Here is a 20,422-nt window from a genome sequence, read left to right as displayed (position 1 = left end):
TTTGAAAATTAGGGTAAAAACCATATTGTCAGTCGTAATACTATATTGAAAAACCCGATTGCGTCCATACTATCCAGAAAAGTAAAATTAACATGAAGCTCATAAACCCAATCAGATGGTCGAATTCTTCGACCACACGGGGGAATTTAATCGCCAACTGCTTAAAAATCAATAGATATGCTAGCCAACCAATAGCTATACTTACCAGTGGTTTGATTATATTCTTGAGGGTGTAAGCTTCATAATAAACAGCATTTGCCACAATTAATCCACCGAGTAAGACTATCATTGCCCACCAAAAACCAAATTTTACTTTGATTTTTTCCTCGTTTTTCTGGTGAGGAAGAAAAATGAATTTCGCAAAAGAAATGGCTGTTCCCACTGCGGCAATGTTCATCCCAACAACCTGCCAGGGTAATAGATTTTTAGAAGTTAACACTTTTGCCCCAAAACCAGACAATAGTGGGAAACCAGAAATCGAAAAACTAGCGATAACTAAAGCCACCCAAATCTGATTATCAATGGGTTTATAATGCAATTCTTTAAAATTACGGCTTGGTAAAATCCCTGCAATTAAAAACAGAGCAGATTTAACTAAACCATGGGTCAAAGCATAGAAACCAGCTACTACTGGCGCAGCAAGTACAAAACCTAACTGAGAAATGGTATGAAATGCCAGCATCCGTTTAGTATCTTTTTCAAATACAGCATAACCCACACCTAAAAGTGCTGTACTAACACCAAAAAATCTCACGATCGGATCGATTTCCTCTAACATTAGCGCACAACGCACTAGAGGAAAAACACCAGCTTTGACCACAACTCCTGACAACATTGCTGATACAGGACTCTGTGATTCGGAGTGGGTTAAAGGCAACCATAACCCTGAGACAAAGATACCACCCTTGGACAATAATCCCAAAAATATGAGGGCGATCGCCTCGGGAGGCGAACCACGCAAACCAGCAAAAGAAAAGGAATGATGTGCCTTATATACGATTACTGCTCCCACCAAGTAAAACAGCATTGCCGTATTACTTACAAACAGATAGCGCAATCCTACCCAAATCGATCTATCTGTACGCGGATAAGCTACCAGGAGGAACGCAGCAATACCGATAACCTCTAGTGCTACATATACGCTCATAAAGTCTGCACAGATAAAAGTAGCATTAACGCTACCATGCAGAATCACTATTTGCATATAGAAAAAAGCAGTTCTTTCGCTACTCCAACAGTAAAAAATAACTGCGAGTGTTACTATAGCATTAGTGATGATAAAAAAGCCACTCAGTTCGTCAATGATTAAAGTTACACCGAAACTATCTAGTAACTGTATTGTCGAAGAAGACTGTTCTAAAAATATATTCAAGGCATAGTTAGTCGAAACCAATGCTATCCCCACTGCAAGAAAGCGGTCTAGTTTGGGTAATAGATAGATAACGAAACCAGTAAAAAAGGGTAATGCCATCCAGAGGATAGTAATATTGGTCATATCTGTACCATCCAGAAAACTAGAATCAACATTAGACTCATCACCCCAATCAAATGATCGAATTTCTCGACTCCACGAGGGAATTTCAGAATTAATTTCCTAAAAATCAAAAGATATGCCAACCAACCGATACTAATAGTTATTAGAGGTTTCAGTATATTATCTAAGGTATAAGCTTGGTAATAAACAGCATTTGCTACAATCAATCCGCCTAGTAAAATTACCATCGCCCACCAAAACCCAGATGTTGCTTTTCCTTTTTCTTCGCTCTTTTGATGGGGGAGAAAGATAAATTTAGCAAATACAATTGTCGTTCCTACTGTAGCAACATTCATTGCCACAACCTGCCAAGGTAATAAATTTTTGGAGGTTAATATCTTAGCCCCAAAACCAGACAATAGGGGAAAACCAGAAATTGAAAAACTGGCGATCGCTAAAGCTATCCACATTGAGTTATTGAGCGGTTTGTCTCGCAACTCCTGAAAATTACGACTGGGTAAAATACCTGAGATGAGAAAAAGTGCTGATTTCACCAATCCGTGAGTCAAGGCATAAAATCCTCCTACTTCTGGTGCCGCCATGATAAAACCCAATTGAGAAATGGTGCTAAATGCTAGGGTACGCTTGGTATCTTTTTCCACAATGGCATAACCTACTCCTAACAAAGCTGTAGCTACACCAAAAATTCTCACAATTGGATCTATCTCCTCTAATAGTAGGGCACAACGCACTAAGGGAAACACTCCAGATTTGACCACCACTCCTGACAACATTGCTGATACTTGACTTTGTGATTCGGAGTGGGTTAAAGGCAACCAAAATCCTGAGACAAAGATACCCCCTTTAACTAATAATCCTAGAAATATCAGAGCGATCGCTTCGGGAGGTGAAGCACTCAAACCCGTAAAACTAAAGGAATTATTTGCCTTATATACCAGTACTGCTCCTACCAGATAAAATAGCATTGTCGTATTACTGACAAACAGATAGCGTAATCCTACCCAAATCGCTCTATCTGTACGCGGATAGGTAATGAGAAGAAAGGCAGCAATACTGATTACCTCTAATGCTACATACAAACTAATAAAATCTGCACATATAAAGGCAGAGTTGACGCTACCATGCAGAATCACTACTTGCATATAGAAAAAAGCAGTTTTTTCGGTACTCCAAGTGTAAATAATAACTGCGGTTGTAACTATAGCATTAGTGATAATAAAAAAGGCACTTAGTTGGTCGATGTTTAAAGTTACACCAAAATTATCTAGTAACTGTATATTTAAAATTGATTGGGTTGAAAATATCGCTAAGGCATAGTTAAGCGAAAGTAATGCTACTCCCAGTGCGAGAAAGCGGTCTAGTTTGGGTAGTAAATAAATCACAAACCCAAGAAAAAATGGTAATGCCATCCAGGCGATCGTAATATTAGTCATTTCAGTTATCAGTTATCAGTTATCAGTTATCAGTACCGACCGCTAATACCGTTTCACTAAAGTCAGAAGTCAAAACTCAGAAGTCAGAAGTGATATTAATGGAACTTAAAAACTCTACTCTACAGTAATTTCAGTTTATTATTTGACTTCATCAGTTACCAACTATTTGTGACATTTTTTGAGTGAATTGGTATAAAGTATGAGGCTCCAAAATACTGAAGTTTACTTTGCTCTTAGTCTTATGGATATGGCGAGGTCTCCTCACCATTCCTCCACCGCTTTTCATTCTTAAAAGGGGAGACTTGAGACCTGAATTTTTGGTCATGATGGTGTGTTATTTTCTTCAATTGCGCTAGTTTCCAAAGTGGGATTATCTTTTGACAACTTCATCACACCCACCAACATCAAAGCTTGAATTGAAAAGCCAATTACAATTGCTGTTAAGATAACTGCCTGGGGAACGGGGTCGGAATAAGCAACATTTTTGGTTTCGTCGGCAATTGGTGTAAACAAACCATCTAGGGATGCTATTAGCACATAATAGGCAATAACTCCCGTACTCATAATATCCATTGAGATGATTTTCATCACCAGATTTTTCTTAAAAATGATGCCGAAAAATCCACATAATATGGTTGAAAATATACAAGCTTCTAACATGAAAATTAACTAATTAATTGTTATTTTTTTGCAGAAAATTAATTTTTAAATCACAAAAAATTAAGGATAAATATCCATAAATTAAGGTAGTATAAGAATGAATTTTGCCAATAATCAAAGACTTACGCCAGTTTAAATCAACTGACTAAATTGACTTAACATGAGCATATTTTACAATTGCCCAAAATAGATGAGAAAACCTCAGGTTAAAGTCGCCTCTTCTTTGGTCAATACATAAATTCATTTCTATTTCCCTGGCTAGCTATTATATTTTATTTTCAAATGATCTAAAATTCATAGCAGTTTGGACTTAATGAAGTACAGAGTTCTTAGATGTTCAGCAAATTGCTTAACTAGGATTAAGATTAAGCTGTACTAAATTAGCTACCAATATGCTATACATTATTAAACATGAAATTGGGTCAGAAGAGAAGAGACGTTAAATATGAGTTCTGATTGCTGGTTGGATGAAGCATTAATTATGCTTGGGGTGCTTAAGAAAAAAAACTATTATTTTTGTTGTCCTTGGTTAAAAGTGGCCATATTAGTATTAATCAATTCAATAAATTAGAAATTTTCTCAGCTAGCTTCTACAACTTGACGCATTGAGAAAAAACCTGAGTTTACTTGTTGGCCATAACTTTCCTCTTCTGATTAGAATTAGTTCTGATACCAAGGGTGAAATTAAGAATTTTATTAATAATTAAGAGTGATTGAAAAATTTTACATATAATATTTCTTTAACTAATACCAGCTTGAAAAAAGAATGTTATAAATACAGCAAAGCTATGCTATTAAATTATTTTAAGATCTATAAGATCTATTTGACTAAAAGAATAGATTTGATTGCTCCTGACTACTAAAAACACCTTAAGTGTTTTCAGACTGTCCGTCTCCATCATATGCCTTCCCTATTGCCAGATGAGCTGTTGCCTTTAACTAATACTAAATCAAATCATAAATAGTGTTCCACGTAATTTGTGTTGTGCTTCAATTGCCCCAAACAAAGACTTAAAGTTACCTGCACCAAAGCCATTATAATTGTTGCGTTGCATAAACTCAAAAAATAAAGTAGGACGAGCTTGCAACGGGCGAGTAGAAATTTGCAGAATGTAACCTTTTTCATCGAAATCAATGACTATATCTAACTCCTGCATAACATCTACAGAAACCGATAGCTTCCTCATCTTTGAAAGCTCTAGGCAGAGAAACACTCTTTGCTCCTTGTGCAATTGCATATTCATAAGTTGCTTGAGCATTTTCTACACTAAAAGCTACATCATAAACTGCATCGCCATATTGGGTTAAAAACTGATTGATTTTTGTCTCTCCTGGGTTTAACGGAGATGTAAGAACAAGGGTGACTTGACCTGCATGCAAAACGTGGGAAGTGTATTCACGATCGCCAGTTTCCAAACCCTTATAGGCAATTGGTTGGAAACCCATGTGTGTTTAGTAATAAAATGCTGCTTGATAAGCGTTACAGACCCAGATTTCGACATGATGGAATCCATTATAACCTCCAAAGGTTGGTCTAGAGTTTGTCTCTTGGTATTTGACACCAGCATCTAGACCAACCAGGTTATCTTAGATTTATGGAGTAATTTGCTTGAGGCATATAAAGAATTCTTAATAATTAAATGTATACTTTTTTTATTAAAACAAATTTAATATATAATTGTCAACTACTCATAAAAACCTGGCAAAATATTTCCATTTTATGAATAGTTTTGGTAGTAGGACTTATGTCAATTATTAAAAATTTTGCTATACTTAAATTTCATATTTATAAATACTATTTATTTACTTAATTTGATTGTTTACTAATCTCTGTTATTTTGACAAAAAATAAGGTCTTAAACCTCATTTCAAGCCTCTGGTTTCAGCGGTCGGTACTGATAATACCATTTCTCAAAAACCTTTCTACTCTACATTTTATGGGTACATCTCAATTTTGAATAAAGCCAAAATTTTATTGCTTTTAGGCAACAGGCAATAGGGAATAGGGAATATATAGGAAAAAAGTATTTTGCAAATATGAGATGCACCCCATTTTATTGAGTAGGGGAGTAGAGGAGTGAGGGAGAAGTAAGTATAATAATAATTAATATTAACTTGGCTGCTAATTACCAAAAAGGTTCCATGCGCCCTTTTTAATTACTTAATAACTGAAGTGTTACCTCAGTTAAGCATTAATGCATGGGAATTTGTATAACTGATAACTGATAATTGAAATGATGACCTTCCCAGGGTAGCATGATTTTTGATAAATTTTACTATACAAAATAGTGCAATTGAATAGACTCAAATTTAGACAGGAAAGATTTTTTAGGCAAAGAAGGTATCAATCAATGAATGGCCATAGTTTCAGATTCTTTTAATTTTAGGGCTTACGCAGTACAATCTATTTTTGTCATTGCGACTGATAGGATTTGCGGAGTATTCCGGAACGGAAAGCAATCTGAAATTCTAGTTTTTCGTACCTCATCTGTAAGTTCTGAATTTAATATCTTTAAAAATACATAAAAACTCTGAAATTATTATTCCTGTTCCCTAATTCAAAAATATTTTATTCACAACCCAAATATTACGGGTATATGGAAAAAACGATTTTCAATAACCGTTATCGCATCATCAAAACGTTAGCAAGTGGAGGATTTGGCGAAACATTTATTGCCCAAGATACTCAAATACCCTCCGGTCGTCTATGCGTGATTAAACAACTTAAACCCATAGTAAATAATCCTCAAATTTATCAAATCGTACAAGACAGATTTCAAAGAGAAGCAGCAATTTTAGAATAACTAGGGGAAAAAAATCATCAGATTACTCGATTATACGCATACTTTACAGAAAACGGAAAATTTTATCTAGGACAAGAATGGGTAGATGGATTTGAAATGTCATTTCCTGTAATTGAAGAAGGAGACAGGAGACAGGAGACAGGAGACAGGAGGAAAATTACATGGGGATTCGCTCCCCCAAGTAATGCGTGAACACCCCCGTTGACGGTGGGGTATTAAACCCACAAAGAAAATGATAATTCCCAAGGGATAAGTTACGAACCTTGACATTGGCGGTTCATAAAATTATCTTCAGCAACAGCGGCATTTGCTAATGCTAAAAAATCTAAATTTTAAAATTTTTCAGTATCCTTAATCATCCTGAATTTCAAGTATCAAATTAATGCCATATTGGTCAATAATCCTGCGAAAACAGGTATTAAATTAATCTAATTTACTGTCTTGTTTTCCCATCATAACTAATGGCCTTGAAATTAATTTCCCAGCCATAGTTGAAAATTTAGCACTATTTATAGTAAAGTCCTGAAAACCAATAAAATTATTACTACTGCCATGACACAGCTAAAATAGTTCATTATTATAGAGTCCGCCATTACGGCTAAAATATTAAGCTGTGAAAAGTATTTAACAATCCGTCGCCAGGCACCATTTTAGCTGTCTCAGTCCACTACTTATATTTCTTATTATTCAAATGCACGCAGAAAAGTTACCACCCCAAACATTTCATCGAGTCCGTCCACCATATCGGGTAGCCAAGCGACGTCCAGTTAAAATACGTCGGCTAGTTAAAACTAAAAATACAAAACTAATATTACCCCAGTTAAAATATAAAAATATCCTCATATTAGTCGCCATATTAATGACCGCGAGCTGGGTTATTACCCTACCTTTCAGAGGTCGCACAGCTTCACAGACCCCTCAACCTACTCCTCAAACTTCAGTATCACCTACTCTCGTACCACCCTATGTACGCCCAGTTCCTCAACAAACTCCTGAAGACTTAGGATTTGCCTACAATGTTCGTAGACAACCCCCTCTACGTTATAATCCTCAACTACAGGAAATAGTTGATGAATTGGTTAAAATTTCTGAAGAAAAAGGGCTACCAACAGAACCTTTATCTATTAGTTTAATAGATGTTAGAAGCCAAGATGTTCATACATTTGCTGGATATCAAAGCCAAGAAGTGAGGTATCCTGCTAGTGTATCTAAATTATTTTGGATGGCTGCATTTTATGGGGCAGTAAAAAAAGGTTTAATTGAAGATGAATCTAAGTTTCATGAAGACTTGAGAGCAATGATGCAGAAATCTCATAACGATTCTGCTAGTAAAATTTTAGATGCAATTACTGATACTAAATCGGGGAGTAAATTAGAAGGGAAAGATTTAGAAAAGTGGTTAGACAAAAGAAAATCCGTTAACAATTTTTTTCATAAAGCAGGTTATAAACATTTAATAGTTAGTACAAAAAATTATCCTCGATATTCTCCTAGTCAAGAAGGTCCAGTCGGTCGCGATCGCCAACTCAGGAAGAAAGATGGTAAGTTTCTCAGAAATTTGATTTCAACCGATCATGCAGCAAGACTAATCTATGAAATATATACCAGGCAGGCAGTTTCACGGCAATATAGTACAAGAATGGCTTATTTGTTAACCAGAGATTTAAGACCCGAAGCATGGCAAAATGACCCCTACAATGGAATCAAAGGTTTTCTCGGAGAATCTTTACCTAGCAAAATTTATTTCGGTTCTAAAGTTGGTTTCACTAGCAAACATCGTATGGATGTAGCATTTGTGAGAACTTTGGATGATAAGGCTATTTATATTCTGGCGATCTTTGCAGAAGATATTGCTTATGCCAGAGATGAGGAAATATTCCCCAAACTGTCTCGTCATGTTTACGATCGCATGATGGCATTGAATGGACAATAGACATCTCCAGCAAAAGAGGGAGTAGGGAGTAGGTAGCAGGGAGCAGGGAGCAGGCAGAAAGAATTGATGAATAACAGTGGAATGATTGATTTTATTTTTTCCGGACTTACCCATAACCACTACAGATAGTAGGGGTTAACGGCCGTTGACCCCTACAAATGGTGTATATTTTTGTATGCGTGCGTAAGTCCTGTTTTTATTATTGGAGATGTCTAATTTATAGCGGTTTTCATTAACAGAGAATACAGCTATCAAGTTTGTAACTTATCAAACTTCAAACATACTTATATTTTTCTGTAGTCTACCTTTGTGAAAACCGCTATAAGTAAGCTAATTTGTCTCATTGTATACAGATGCAATGACCTCATTTCAGTTAGCCTCCTGTGGTTGGAGCTACGCTAACAGTTAGCCTTCTAAGGTCAGAACTACGCTAGCCTCTTATCAGAGGAATTGCGGACTTCAGTGCCGATCGTTGAAGCCTGATGCTTGAAAATACTGAACTAACTATCAGCTTTTAGCGCTGAAACGCTTCAGCTTTTAGTAGCTCTGGGTAAAAATCCCCGGCTTCCGATAAGTCTAATGGCCTTCAGAGGAATTGAAATCTCCTTTCCGTTCCGCAATCATCCGCAAACGAGGGTGTCTCAAAAAAAATCTGCTTGATTGCTGATTACTGACCGCTGACTGCTTCTTTAATGTTTGGTGATTGATAGGGAGATAAGGAGATAGCATATATGGCTAAATTTATCTGAATATATATATAATTTTATGTTACATTTTATAAAAAAATCTAATAATAAAAGTTATAGTTAATATCATATTACTTACTTTTTTTCAAGTATAAAAACTTGTAATAACTGACTTTAATAAAAAAATCTCACTATTGATTTTTAATTATTTAGTTTTACTTATAATACCTTGTCAAAAGTAGGTATGTTAAACTATAAATCTAGAAAGTAACTTACCCAAAAGCACAAAAAATCCACGAATCGGTAAAAGTGAGAATCGGGGAGTTAATTTCTAGAAGAATTTAAAAAAATTAAGAGGTATTATGAGCCAAAAGGTTATGCACCAGATGGAAAAATTTCAGCGTCAGGTGAATTCCCTCGTAGAATCTAATATAATCAAGCCAACAGATAGTATCTGGAAAATAGCCCTACTTTTTGGGGATAAGTGGCCTTATTGGAAAAAGCAACTTCAAGACTTTGATTTTTCTATGCAAGATCCAATAGGTGAAATTTTGGTTGTAGAGGTGTGGGAAGAAGATTAGTCTAATTTCCTAATCAAATAAGACTGATTAGGGTGAATAATTCTGGAGTTTAAGCGATAGAAATTGGTAGAATGTAGTCGATTAGCCCCAACATCTAGGCAATAAGACTGAAAGTATAGAATAATTAGGCGATCGCACTACAAAATCAAACAAAAATAAAACAAAACTTTTTGGTTTCTAAGGCTGTAATCAGGAAACTAAATTGATACCAAAGCAATTTTAAAACTAATAACTAAATAACTGAATACAGGTTTATTAGGATTTATTAGAAAAAAAATCTGCTAGTTGTTTAATGTCAGAACGACTCATCTCAAGTTAAGTTCATCATAAACTTTCGGTAAGTGGGAAACTAGTAAGTTGCTTCCTAGGTCTGAGCTACGCTATCAACGGCTGGATGGAAACTAGGGTAATGATTTTAACCATTAATCATGCACATTGCAAATTTTGAATATTTTTGCTATAATGTGAGGAATAAAAAGCAACCTGAATGGGTTTACCCGGGACAAACTAGAGGAATCCTTACTTATGTCATTAAGGGTTACATTTGAAGTGACTTTAGTATGGCAAGTTTGTGACTCTTAAAAATCCACGCGGATAGATCCCGCGGAGTTTCAATCCCATGAACATAATTGCTCACTTTTAAGCGCGTACCATGTGGTTGAGTACAACTTTAGCTTGTCAACTTACCAAACAAACTCAGTCAATTCTTTGAGCTTAACTCTGAGTCGGTTCATTGAGTAAACATCTAAATACATTTGTTTTTTTTCAGAAGTTTTTTTGTAATATAGCACTACACAAATAGATTAGGGCAATTATAAATACTCAAACGAGCGTCAGGGATTGCTTCTGACTTGCACGTAGCGCTATATCTCTACCAATAACTCAAAAACCCTTATACATAGTGAGATTGAGATATTCCAATATTGATGATGTGCTTCAAAGGCAATCTTTTAAAGCATCTGCTAGCTCTAGAGCAGTTTGATAGCGATCGCCAGGCAATGGTTGGGTAACTTTTTCAATTACCTTTCTTAGTTGTGGTGTAATAGTGGGAACATTTTCCACATAAAACCGATAACCATTACCACGATTATCATAGAAGTGCATCGGACTTTGAGCAGTCAACAAAAAGATCGAAGTTGCACCCACTGCATATAGATCGGATTGAGTCAAAGGTTGCCCGCGGTCTTGTTCGGGGGCACTGTAACCTTCTGCGCCGATCCGCGTACCCAAAGGCGTGCCAATCTCTTTGACTGCCCCAAAATCTAGAACTATTATCTGATTATCGCGACGACGCACTAGAAGATTAGCAGGTTTAATATCCCGGTGAATCAGTGGAGGATCTTGTGAGTGAATATATTCTAGAACCTCGCAAGTCTGAATCATCCACTCAGTTGCCTGTTTTGGTAACACCGGTCCTTGTAAAGAAATACGTTTTTCCAAATCCTGACCGTGAATCATCTCCATAGCTAAATATTTCTTGTCTTCTTCAACAAAAAAGTCAAAAAACTTAGGAATTCCTGAATGATTTAATGATTTCAGGGTTCTAGCTTCTCGTTCAAATAATTCTTGAGCTTTGCGGATCTGAGCCATATCAGCATTCATTTCTTTTAAAACCACCAAAGCAGCAGCAGGTGAAGCGCCTACTTGTAAACCATTGCGATCGCGATCCCAAGCCAAATAGGTAGTACCCATGCCACCTTGACCCAATATTCGTAACACCTGATACTGACGGATGCTGCGTTCAACTGTAATAGGTTTTCCACAATAAATACAAAATAAGTTTCCTGGTGGGTTATCACTAGCTCGAGAACAACATTGTTGAGGAGCATTAGCAACAGATGAAACTTGAATTTGAAACTTTAAAATAGGGCCACCTCTGGCTAACTGAATCAGGAAACCATCAGAAATAATTCCCTGAGACATCAAAACTCCATTCACAAAAGTTCCATTTGTACCTTGACTGACTAATCGCCAAATATTTCCAGATTGGGACTTTGGTATTTTGTGTAGCTCCAGATGATATCGTGAAACTAAACTATCAGATAAAACAACCTGATTATCAGGAGAGCGACCAATCTTAATTATTGATTCACTCTGAAAATCCCAATTTTTTAAAGGAGTATTTTTTTGAGGGTCTAGGAGGGTTAACCTAATCACAATCTATGTTTGAACTTCAAGTTTTTTGTATAGCGCTACGCGCTAGGGAATAGGAAATAGGGAATAGGGAATAGTAAACTGTTAAAGGGTTTTCGGTGCGGAATCCGTCAGGAAACAGGGTTAAGACATTTCTAAACCTTAATGCGTAGCACTATAAAAGCATAACTTATATAGCGATCCGCGCAAGATAAAAGTCGAAAGTCAAAAATCAAAAGTTAAAAGTTAAAAGTTAAAAGTTAAAAGTTAAAAGTAATCCCTAACTTAGTTTGAGCCTTTATAAATGTCCGCCCCCTTTGTTTCGACTGCTATACCAATTCACTTAAAAAATGTCACAAATAGTTGGTTATTTCAGTTATCAGTTATCAGTACCTCTAGCTGTTTGCGCAGCATTCCGTAGGAAAGCACAAGGCTTGACATAAGGAATATTATCTTTTTTTATCCCTTTAATAAGGGGAGGCTTTAGACCGAATTTTTCGGTAACTGATGAAGTAAACTAATAAGCTGAAATTAGTGTATAATAAAGGTTTTAATTAATTAAAATATCACTTTTGACTTCTGACTTTTGACTAAGCGTGAAACGGTATTGCTAATTTTTTTGTGGCTTCACTAAAGCACGAATCACAATTGCTGTAATATTATCATGACCATTATACTGATTTGCCAAATCAATTAACTGGTTTACACCCAACTCTAAATTAGCTTGTTTGTTTAAAAGAGGTTCCAGGAGATTTTTCCAATTATTTTCCAGAAAATCATTATCTGTTAAACCATCAGATGCCAGGATTATTAGACTATCCTCATCAAGCTCGAAAAATTGCACATCAGGTCTGACAAAATTTTCATCTCGCGGTCCTAAAGCTTGAGTTAGTTGATAAGCATCTGGGCGACCATAAGCTATTTCTGGTTCAACTCCACGATTAATTTCTCTTTGCCCTACTTCATGGTCTAGAGTGATCTGCTCTAACCCTCCCTGACGAGAGAGGCGATACAAACGACTATCACCCACATGAGCTACAGCTACTTTTGTATCGTAAACCATTGCCATTACTAAAGTAGTACCCATCCGACTACTGCCAGAGCGGACTTCTTGTTGATTAATGTCGTAGATTACCTGATTTGCCTGTATAATTGCCTCGCGAATTATTTCTTCAGAGGGCAAACCTACAGACCAACTACTTTCCACTTTAAAGTATTGTTTAATAGTGTCTACTGCTACTTGACTCGCTATTTCTCCCCTAGCGTGCCCTCCCATACCATCGCAGAGCACATAAAGTCCTTTAGCTTGAATAATTCTTTCTGTAGGTGTTTCTTGGTTTTCTATCTGAGTTTGAATCCCAAAAGAATCTTCATTATGATCTCGTTGACTGCCTACATCACTTTTACCAGAACTGTCCAAATTTACCAACTGTATTGGCAAAAGTTCAGTGTCTTGAGTTTCTATATTTTCTACTACCTGTGGGGAAGCATCATCAGTTTGCAAAATTGTCGGTGCTGATGTAGGAGGTGGTTGGGGTTGTAAGTTTTCTTCAGTAGTCATTAGATACGATCGCAATTTTTCAATAGTTTGTATTTTACCATCCCGCCAATCTTGCATTAAAGCTGTTACCCAACCAAACTGTGTCCGTTGAGATTGCTCAAATAACGATTGCCAGAATTTCATTAAATCTTGGAGATTTTCACTCTCGCCAGGTTTTGAGTACAGACGTTGCAATTTGATATAATTATTGTCTGTTTGACTTACCCGCAAATTTTCATATTCCAGTATACTTTGGCAACAATGCCATGGTGCTAGAGCTACCCAAAGTTCGGTCATTTGTTGCAACCAGGATAGAATTTGTAGTTGGGAAAGGTTTTCGCTTCCCCAAAGGTTTACTAATAATGGCAAACTACTGTAGTCTGCCACAAGTAATATTTCTTCGTTTTGCGACTGCCAACTATCTTGAACAGTAGGAAAGTGTTGAGGTAGTTGGGTATATAATGTTAAATATGGTTGAGCAATTGCGGGAAAAATCAAAGCTTCTATCTCCGTTGCTTCTCCCTGTTGGTTTGAGGTAGGGAATTGACTTTCTTGATTTTGGTAACCCGATAATTCATTCTCTTGAGAGCTAGAAGTGGGCGGTCTAAAATTACCGGAGTTATTTCGCAACCAAGCTTTGAGGGGGGTTTGTTCTAGTGGGTTACAGTCTAGTACTTGCACTACTACTGTTTCACCTTGGTTTGTTGGTGTTATAGTTTCCAATAGTTGGTAGCGCTGTTGGGGATCTAAATATTTTTCTGATGCAGTGGAGGAATTTTCTAGATCGTCATTTGGATTTGAGGATAATTTATTCTCTGTGTTTGCTGCTTCAGACATTGGACTGAGAATGTCTGCGGTAATTGATTCAGAATTATCTAACTCCTCTAATTTTTGGCATCGATCGTCAACTTCAGTTATTGTTTCTGGTAAAGTATCTTCTGATTCTACTTCGGCAGCAGGTTGTGGATCAACTTCCATTTCCGCCTCCAAAGGTTCGGAGGATTCTAAAATCTCTTCGGGTTCTTCTGTAATGATATCTGCTGCTGACTCCGCCGAATCTTTGGCCAAGGGACTTGCTCGGATCATTACTTCTTCTTGCCCCATTTCCTTGAGATTAATTTCAGGTGAGTTGGGGAGGAGAACTTCTGCTTGAGTAATTATAATTGCCTTCCAGACTTGAGCTATATCAGCACCACAGTTGTGACATTGTCGAACGCTGAAGTACACTTGCGCTCCACATTGATGACAATTTTTGTAGGTTAGGGATGTACCACATTTTTCACAGAATTTATTCTGGTTCGGGTTTTCAAACTCACATTCGGGACAGATGAGCATAATAGGGGGTTAATTCAACAATTAATAATGAATAATGAATAATGAATAATTAGGGTTTGCTGAAAAAGTCTTATGGGCAAGGGTAGGAGACAGGAGACAGGAGACAGGAGACAACCCACCCCTAATTTCTCCCCTCCCAGGAGGGGAGAAATGGGAATGAGCGAGGAGGTAGTCGGAAAAATTGTCCCAAGATTGTTCTGCCCAACTATGTGCCTAAAATACGCTCCATGCATGAGCATCAAGAGCTGAAAACCAGGCACTTTTTTCAAACCCAAAAAGGCTAAAATCTTTATATGTCAATGCTTTTAGATTTAATCAGCAAGCCCTAATTAATAATTAATAATTACCTCTCCTTGAAAAAAAGAGGATTGACTAATAATGAAAATTTTCTTTATTATCCCCTTAAGAGGCTATGCTTTATAAACATCTTTCTTAACATAAAAATTGACAAAATATACGAGTTATGTATTGGTATTGGGGCGACTTTTTTAGGAGAAAAGTGTATTGAAAAATACATTTTTTTGATAACTGTAGATAAATTTTTTGCCCCCACACTCCCCCCATCTCCCCATCTCCCCATCTCCCCATCTCCCCATCTCCCCATCTCCCCATCTCCCCATCTCCACATCTAATGTGTGTCAGTCCACTATTGCAGGATGGCAGAAATAACTAACCAGTTACAAAATCCTAAGAGCCTTACCAATCAATACTTTTGACTGTCTTGAGTGTGTCTTACATTCTGAGGGGACCTCAGAATTACACACTCGATGCATGACTTTTGAGTTTTGACTTCCGCTGACTTTTGACTTCCGCGTAGCGGCACTAGAAGGGAATAGAGATAGTAGTATCTTCTAAGATTGTCTGGGCAGCGATCGCTTCTATTATCTTTAATGGTACTTCACAGAAATATTTTTGCCGAAATTGTTCTTCTGATATTGCTGCTAGGAACTTTCCGATTATTTGGGATTGAGTTTCTAATTTTTGGTTTTTGATTTTATTTTGAGTTATGTAAAAACCTTGGTCTTTATACTTGACATTAAAACATAAATATTGTATCACTTGAAAACCTAATTTGAGAGTAGTATCGCCAATACCTAATTTTTTTAGTAATTGATAACGGGTGACAGGTTTAGCTGTGCGACTGAGATATTTTGCAATACCCAAAAGTTGTTGCCAGATATCTGTCGGAGGGACAATAGGAGGTTGTGAGTAGGCGATCGCTAATTTCTTTTGTTGATTTATTGCTCGCCGAAACCAGACTCGTAAATCGTTCCAGCTAGTGGGACATTCTTTGATAATCAGAAAATCTTTTTGGCTATTAATTCTTATTTCTTCTAGATTACCGACTGTCTGACTATTACGCCAGTCCCAGATCCAATCTACAAGGTTTGATGTTTTTAACTGGGTATTTTGGAGCGATGGTTGTACGGCAATAAGTCTAACTTCATAACGTTTTTTATAGGCATTGAAGTCTAACTCTACCAAAGCATCACATTTTTCTTCAGGAATTTCATCTTTATAATGACCCCACCAAACACCAGGGAACCCTTCCTCCCCAGACTCATCCCAAATTTCAAAATCTGTTTTGATATATTGAACTTTTTTTCCGTTTAAATCTTTTTGATTTCTGTGCCAAACATTACTAAACCTACAATTTTGGACTAAAAGTTTAGGAACAGGGTTGCCCATTCCACAGGGTTCTAAAAGTTTAAGTTCTTGAAATAAATCTCTACCCAACTCAGAGACAGTCACAATTAAATCTACTTCTATTGTTGAAGTCTGGTTAACGGTCGTTCCTAATGTTTGTCCTAATAATTGATTAATAGCATCTGTAAATATGGGGATATTTTCTACTGGCAAGCTTAGGCCAGCAGCAAAAGGATGGCCTCCAAACCTATGTAATAAATGTTCTTGATTTTTAACTAACTGGTATAGGTCTATTTGACCAAAGGAACGAGCGGAACCACGAGCTAATAATGGTTCCTCAGAGTTTTTGACCGCCTCAGTTTCCTCGGTCAACAAAATAGTGGGACGGTTGTATTCTTGAGCTATTTGACCTGCTACTAATCCTAACACACCTACAGGCCATTGAGGGTCTGTGAGAACTATGACGTTAGTGGTAGAAAGGTCTAGTTTGGTCAATTTTTGGGTAACGTCTCGAACTACTTCTTTTTGTAGGGATTTGCGCCTAGAGTTGGCCAGTTCGGTTTCTATGGCGAGTTTTTGACAATTTTGGGGGTCACGACTGGTGAGTAATTCTACACAAAAGCTGGCATCTCCGATGATTCTACTTACAGCGTTAATTCGAGGTCCAATACCAAAGGAAATATCTGTGGGGCGATCGCCTGTTTTTTTACATAATTCTAATAGTTTGGCGACTCCTGGTCTGGTGGTTTTGTGGAGTTGTGTACTTAATTTTTCAATTCCTATTTGTGCTAAATATCGACTTTCTTCTGTTAGTTGAACTAGATCGGCAATTAAACCAATGGCTACTAAATCTAATAATTCTTTTAAGGGTAGTTTAGGTATTTCTGGATGGGTTAAATAAAGTGCTTCTATTAATTTATAAGCTACTCCAACTCCGGAGAGATTATATAGGGGATGAGAGGGGGATAAATAACGAGGATTAATAATAGCTAATAAGGGCGGACGTTGAGGGGGTAGAGTGTGATGGTCGGTGACAATTATGTCTATTCCCTGGTTATTTGCATATTCTATTTCGGCAATATTTGTACTACCTGTATCGCAGGTAATTATTAAGCTATAATTTTTTTTTGCTAACTGTTCAATTCCAGGAATATTTAAACCATGAGATTCTGTAAATCTGTTAGGAATGTAATAAGTTAATTGATGATTTTTCTGAAAAAAATCTCCTAATCCATCCCAAAGTACAGATGTTGAGGTAATACCATCAGCATCAAAGTCTCCCCAGATAGCAATTTTTTCTTGATTGTTTTTAGCATCAATAATTCTTTCTATAGCTTTGTTAATTTCGATGCCAAATTCAAAGGGATTAATGGGTTGATATTGTTTTGGGTCTAAAAAACCTGCTAATTTTTGAGTATCTTTAATTCCACGGTGCCATAATAATTGTGGTAGATATTTTATTGATAATTTTGGTGCATAATTTTTGATAATCTCAACAAATGAATTTGGCGGATTATCGGAGGCATAAATTTGCCAATAATTTCTGGTTTCAGACATCTTTAATAAATTTAATTTATCGTCACTATACTGCCGTTCTTTGTCAGGTATTAGGTGGTAGGTTTTAGGTGTTAGATTTTATATATAATCTGGTTATAAAGTATATGTTTATAATTCTATCCACACTTCAATATTCAATATTAAATCAGACCATCTCCCCATCTCCCCACCTCTGCCAACTATATAATAAGTATTCAACCAGATTTAATATTAGGTGGTAGGTTTTAGGTAGTAGATGAAAAAAATTCATCTAATATCAAGTCTCATTAATTAGCCATAATAAAAATGTTCTTCTCTTAAGAGGGAATATTTTTTCAGTCCGAATGCTGGGTAAACAAATTTCTCCTTCTTCCCTACTCTCTACTCCCTACTCCCTAAATTTTTTATTGGGGTTATTTAAATAGACATGATATAAATACTTGTATGAAATAGATCCAGGGTCATTTCATTCTAGATTTTGGCAATTAATTTATTGCTTTTCAGACAGGGAAAGATCAATTCCCTAAATATTGAAATAATGTTGTTTAGTCAATACATAAAATGGCACAGTTTAGAATGAAACAACTCTAGAAATAGCCCTGATATTTGTTACAGATATTGGTTGATGGGAAGATGGCATAATTACTTGTATTTAATATAAAATTGCTCTTTTATTATCTTGCTCAACTTTAATTTTTTGTGAAGTAACTTTAGCGTTATTTTATTTTTCGTATTTCATCTTAGTACTGAAAAATCTGGGTAAAAAAACACTATTTTTACATGAAAATTGTGGTCTAAAGCCTCTATTTTAAGGAGATAAAAAGCGGTCGTTAGCGCAGCTTCCCGAAGGGTGGGATGACGGATTATCGTCGCCATCTCCAATCGAGAAAGAGAATAAAAAAAATACTTCGGGTCAATCCTCTTCTTTTCAAGGAGAGATAATTATTAATTATTAATTGTTGAATACCTTCTTCAATAAAATAATTCTTCGTCGATAAATTGTTCTTTGATAAAAGGAACTTTGACAGTAAATATTGAACCTTTATTAACTTCACTCACTACACCAATATCCCCACCCATCATTTTACAAAAGTGACGACTAATAACTAAACCCAAACCAGTACCTCCATATTTCCGTGTAGTTGAATTATCAGCTTGAGTAAATGGTTTAAATAAAACATTCATTTGATTTTCTGATATACCTATACCAGTATCAGCAACACTTAAAATCAACATTTTCTTAGGGGTCAATTCCTCACTTTGAACAGTACAATATTCATCATTGCTAATAATTTTAACCTTCAAACTAATGTTGCCATTTTCTGTAAACTTCGCTGCATTGCTCAGAAGATTTAAAATCACTTGGCGCATTTTATTAGGGTCAGCTACTATTAATTCCTGATGATCTTCGCAGATAATTTCTAATGTATTACTATTTTGCTCAATTAATGGTTGAATAGTAGCTACGACATTTTCAATTAATGCCATTATCTTGAAACTTTCCAAGTGGACATCCATTTTACCTGCTTCAATTTTTGAAAGGTCGAGAATATCATTTATTATTGTTAATAAATGTCTTCCCGCAGTATGAATATTATCAAGGTCGTGAACAAAGTCTTCATAACCTAAATCCCGAGCATCTTCTAATAAAATTTCACTATAGCCAATAATCGCGTTTAATGGTGTTCGTAATTCATGACTCATATTTGCTAGAAACACACTTTTTGATCGGTTTGCTGCTTGTGCTTCATCTTTTTCTTGTTTTAAACGTTTATTTTCTTTGAGTTGTCTAACATTTTCTAATGTTTTTTTGATCGTAATTTCTAAATCTTCAAAATCTATAGGTTTAGTCAAGAAATCAAAAGCACCTCTATTCATTGCCGACCTAATTTTTTCCATATCGTCATAAGCAGAAATAATTACTGCTTTAATATCAGGATATTGATCTTGAAGATTATCTAATAAAGTTAATCCATCCATTAAAGGCATATTAATATCAGTTAATACGATATCTATATTCAATTCTTCTGACAATATTTCTAATGCTTCTACACCATTTCTAGCAAAAATAAACTCTAGTTCTTTTTGTTTGATTTTTTTTCTAAAGTTACGGACGATCAGCGATTCAAAATCAGGCTCATCATCTACAACAAGTATTTTTGATAACATAATATTTTAACTAATAAGCCGATTACTTTTAAATTTATAAATTACTGATAATAAATCATCATAAATATTATCAAGCTTCTTATGCAGGTGATGTAAAGTATTTTATGCATCTAATGATGCTTTTTGTGTTGACTTAGGGTGAACTACAAAGGAGTAAACTTTAACTATTACTCTCTGTTCGAGTCCTTTTTCCTAAAGTCCCAAATTTTCAGCCAATCTCTCATTCAATTGACAAAAAGCTGCAATAAGTTACAATGAGTATGACTTAGGTATCACTTACACACAAACTTTTTGATTTTGAGATAATAATAAAGTCTTTTTTTCTATTAAATGTTAAACTTCTCCAGAAGCATTGCTTTCTTTTTTACTTATTTTATACCAAATTCAAAATTAGAGCTATACAGGGAGTGTCTGACTAAATATAGTAATAACTATTATATTTTACCAAAAAATATCTATAGTGACTGGAG

13 protein-coding genes are annotated in these 20,422 nt (G+C 35.9%); 3 read left to right on the top strand and 10 right to left on the bottom strand.

From position 1 onward, the window contains the following. Nucleotides 1–40: 40 nt before the first annotated feature. From F6K27_RS15250 to F6K27_RS15230, 5 genes are all read right to left on the bottom strand, one after another. Nucleotides 41–1,495, bottom strand: a complete 1,455-nt coding sequence (locus F6K27_RS15250; RefSeq protein ID WP_287277188.1) for a cation:proton antiporter — start codon at nucleotides 1,493–1,495, stop codon at nucleotides 41–43. After that, a complete protein-coding gene (locus F6K27_RS15245) occupies nucleotides 1,492–2,928 on the bottom strand; it encodes a cation:proton antiporter (RefSeq protein WP_287277186.1) in 1,437 nt (478 codons plus the stop codon). Before F6K27_RS15245 ends, F6K27_RS15250 begins: the two co-directional genes overlap by 4 nt. A gap of 321 nt (nucleotides 2,929–3,249) precedes the next feature. Further along, nucleotides 3,250–3,588, bottom strand: a complete 339-nt coding sequence (locus F6K27_RS15240) for a cation:proton antiporter subunit C (protein ID WP_287277185.1) — start codon at nucleotides 3,586–3,588, stop codon at nucleotides 3,250–3,252. Between the two features lie 950 nt (nucleotides 3,589–4,538). Then, nucleotides 4,539–4,745, bottom strand: a complete 207-nt coding sequence (locus F6K27_RS15235) for a hypothetical protein (RefSeq protein ID WP_161564332.1) — start codon at nucleotides 4,743–4,745, stop codon at nucleotides 4,539–4,541. Continuing rightward, the gene (locus tag F6K27_RS15230; protein ID WP_287277183.1) at nucleotides 4,720–5,034 is read right to left on the bottom strand and encodes a VOC family protein; all 315 of its coding nucleotides are present in this window, start codon (nucleotides 5,032–5,034) and stop codon (nucleotides 4,720–4,722) included. Before F6K27_RS15230 ends, F6K27_RS15235 begins: the two co-directional genes overlap by 26 nt. A gap of 1,151 nt (nucleotides 5,035–6,185) precedes the next feature. On the opposite strand from F6K27_RS15230, the gene F6K27_RS15225 reads away from it, so the two are divergent. From F6K27_RS15225 to F6K27_RS15215, 3 genes are all read left to right on the top strand, one after another. Then, a complete protein-coding gene (locus F6K27_RS15225) occupies nucleotides 6,186–6,392 on the top strand; it encodes a hypothetical protein (protein WP_375339685.1) in 207 nt (68 codons plus the stop codon). 691 nt (nucleotides 6,393–7,083) lie between these two features. After that, on the top strand, nucleotides 7,084–8,325 hold the full coding sequence (locus tag F6K27_RS15220; RefSeq protein WP_287277181.1) for a serine hydrolase: 1,242 nt from the start codon (nucleotides 7,084–7,086) through the stop codon (nucleotides 8,323–8,325). A 1,048-nt stretch (nucleotides 8,326–9,373) separates the two neighbouring features. Further along, nucleotides 9,374–9,592 (top strand): DUF4327 family protein, encoded by a 219-nt coding sequence (locus F6K27_RS15215; protein ID WP_287277180.1) that lies wholly within the window; start codon nucleotides 9,374–9,376, stop codon nucleotides 9,590–9,592. Between the two features lie 936 nt (nucleotides 9,593–10,528). On the opposite strand, the gene F6K27_RS15210 is transcribed toward F6K27_RS15215, so the two are convergent. The 5 genes from F6K27_RS15210 to F6K27_RS15190 form a co-directional block, all read right to left on the bottom strand. Next, nucleotides 10,529–11,749 carry an FHA domain-containing serine/threonine-protein kinase gene (locus F6K27_RS15210; RefSeq protein ID WP_287277178.1) on the bottom strand — a complete coding sequence of 407 codons (1,221 nt, stop codon included), beginning with the start codon at nucleotides 11,747–11,749 and terminating at the stop codon, nucleotides 10,529–10,531. Nucleotides 11,750–12,335: 586 nt separating this feature from the next. Beyond that, nucleotides 12,336–14,600 carry a serine/threonine phosphatase gene (locus tag F6K27_RS15205; protein WP_287277176.1) on the bottom strand — a complete coding sequence of 755 codons (2,265 nt, stop codon included), beginning with the start codon at nucleotides 14,598–14,600 and terminating at the stop codon, nucleotides 12,336–12,338. Nucleotides 14,601–15,088: 488 nt separating this feature from the next. After that, nucleotides 15,089–15,220, bottom strand: a complete 132-nt coding sequence (locus tag F6K27_RS15200; RefSeq protein ID WP_287277174.1) for a hypothetical protein — start codon at nucleotides 15,218–15,220, stop codon at nucleotides 15,089–15,091. 202 nt (nucleotides 15,221–15,422) lie between these two features. Beyond that, complete coding sequence (recJ, locus tag F6K27_RS15195; RefSeq protein WP_287277173.1) at nucleotides 15,423–17,804, bottom strand: single-stranded-DNA-specific exonuclease RecJ; 2,382 nt, start codon at nucleotides 17,802–17,804, stop codon at nucleotides 15,423–15,425. A gap of 951 nt (nucleotides 17,805–18,755) precedes the next feature. Next, complete coding sequence (locus tag F6K27_RS15190) at nucleotides 18,756–19,952, bottom strand: ATP-binding protein (RefSeq protein ID WP_287277171.1); 1,197 nt, start codon at nucleotides 19,950–19,952, stop codon at nucleotides 18,756–18,758. Between the last annotated feature and the right edge of the window lie 470 nt (nucleotides 19,953–20,422).

Origin of the sequence: Okeania sp. SIO2F5 (assembly GCF_010692685.1) — a bacterium.
GTDB classification, from domain to species: Bacteria; Cyanobacteriota; Cyanobacteriia; order Cyanobacteriales; family Microcoleaceae; genus Okeania; species Okeania hirsuta.
This window is presented reverse-complemented; position numbering and strand designations above follow the sequence as displayed.

Coding starts and splice junctions, on each gene's coding strand:
- F6K27_RS15250 (WP_287277188.1), bottom strand. CDS start 1,495: ATGACCAATATTACTATCCTCTGGATGGCATTACCCTTTTTTACTGGT.
- F6K27_RS15245 (WP_287277186.1), bottom strand. CDS start 2,928: ATGACTAATATTACGATCGCCTGGATGGCATTACCATTTTTTCTTGGG.
- F6K27_RS15240 (WP_287277185.1), bottom strand. CDS start 3,588: ATGTTAGAAGCTTGTATATTTTCAACCATATTATGTGGATTTTTCGGC.
- F6K27_RS15235 (WP_161564332.1), bottom strand. CDS start 4,745: ATGCAGGAGTTAGATATAGTCATTGATTTCGATGAAAAAGGTTACATT.
- F6K27_RS15230 (WP_287277183.1), bottom strand. CDS start 5,034: ATGGGTTTCCAACCAATTGCCTATAAGGGTTTGGAAACTGGCGATCGT.
- F6K27_RS15225 (WP_375339685.1), top strand. CDS start 6,186: ATGGAAAAAACGATTTTCAATAACCGTTATCGCATCATCAAAACGTTA.
- F6K27_RS15220 (WP_287277181.1), top strand. CDS start 7,084: ATGCACGCAGAAAAGTTACCACCCCAAACATTTCATCGAGTCCGTCCA.
- F6K27_RS15215 (WP_287277180.1), top strand. CDS start 9,374: ATGAGCCAAAAGGTTATGCACCAGATGGAAAAATTTCAGCGTCAGGTG.
- F6K27_RS15205 (WP_287277176.1), bottom strand. CDS start 14,600: ATGCTCATCTGTCCCGAATGTGAGTTTGAAAACCCGAACCAGAATAAA.
- F6K27_RS15200 (WP_287277174.1), bottom strand. CDS start 15,220: ATGGGGAGATGGGGAGATGGGGAGATGGGGAGATGGGGAGATGGGGAG.
- recJ (WP_287277173.1), bottom strand. CDS start 17,804: ATGTCTGAAACCAGAAATTATTGGCAAATTTATGCCTCCGATAATCCG.
- F6K27_RS15190 (WP_287277171.1), bottom strand. CDS start 19,952: ATGTTATCAAAAATACTTGTTGTAGATGATGAGCCTGATTTTGAATCG.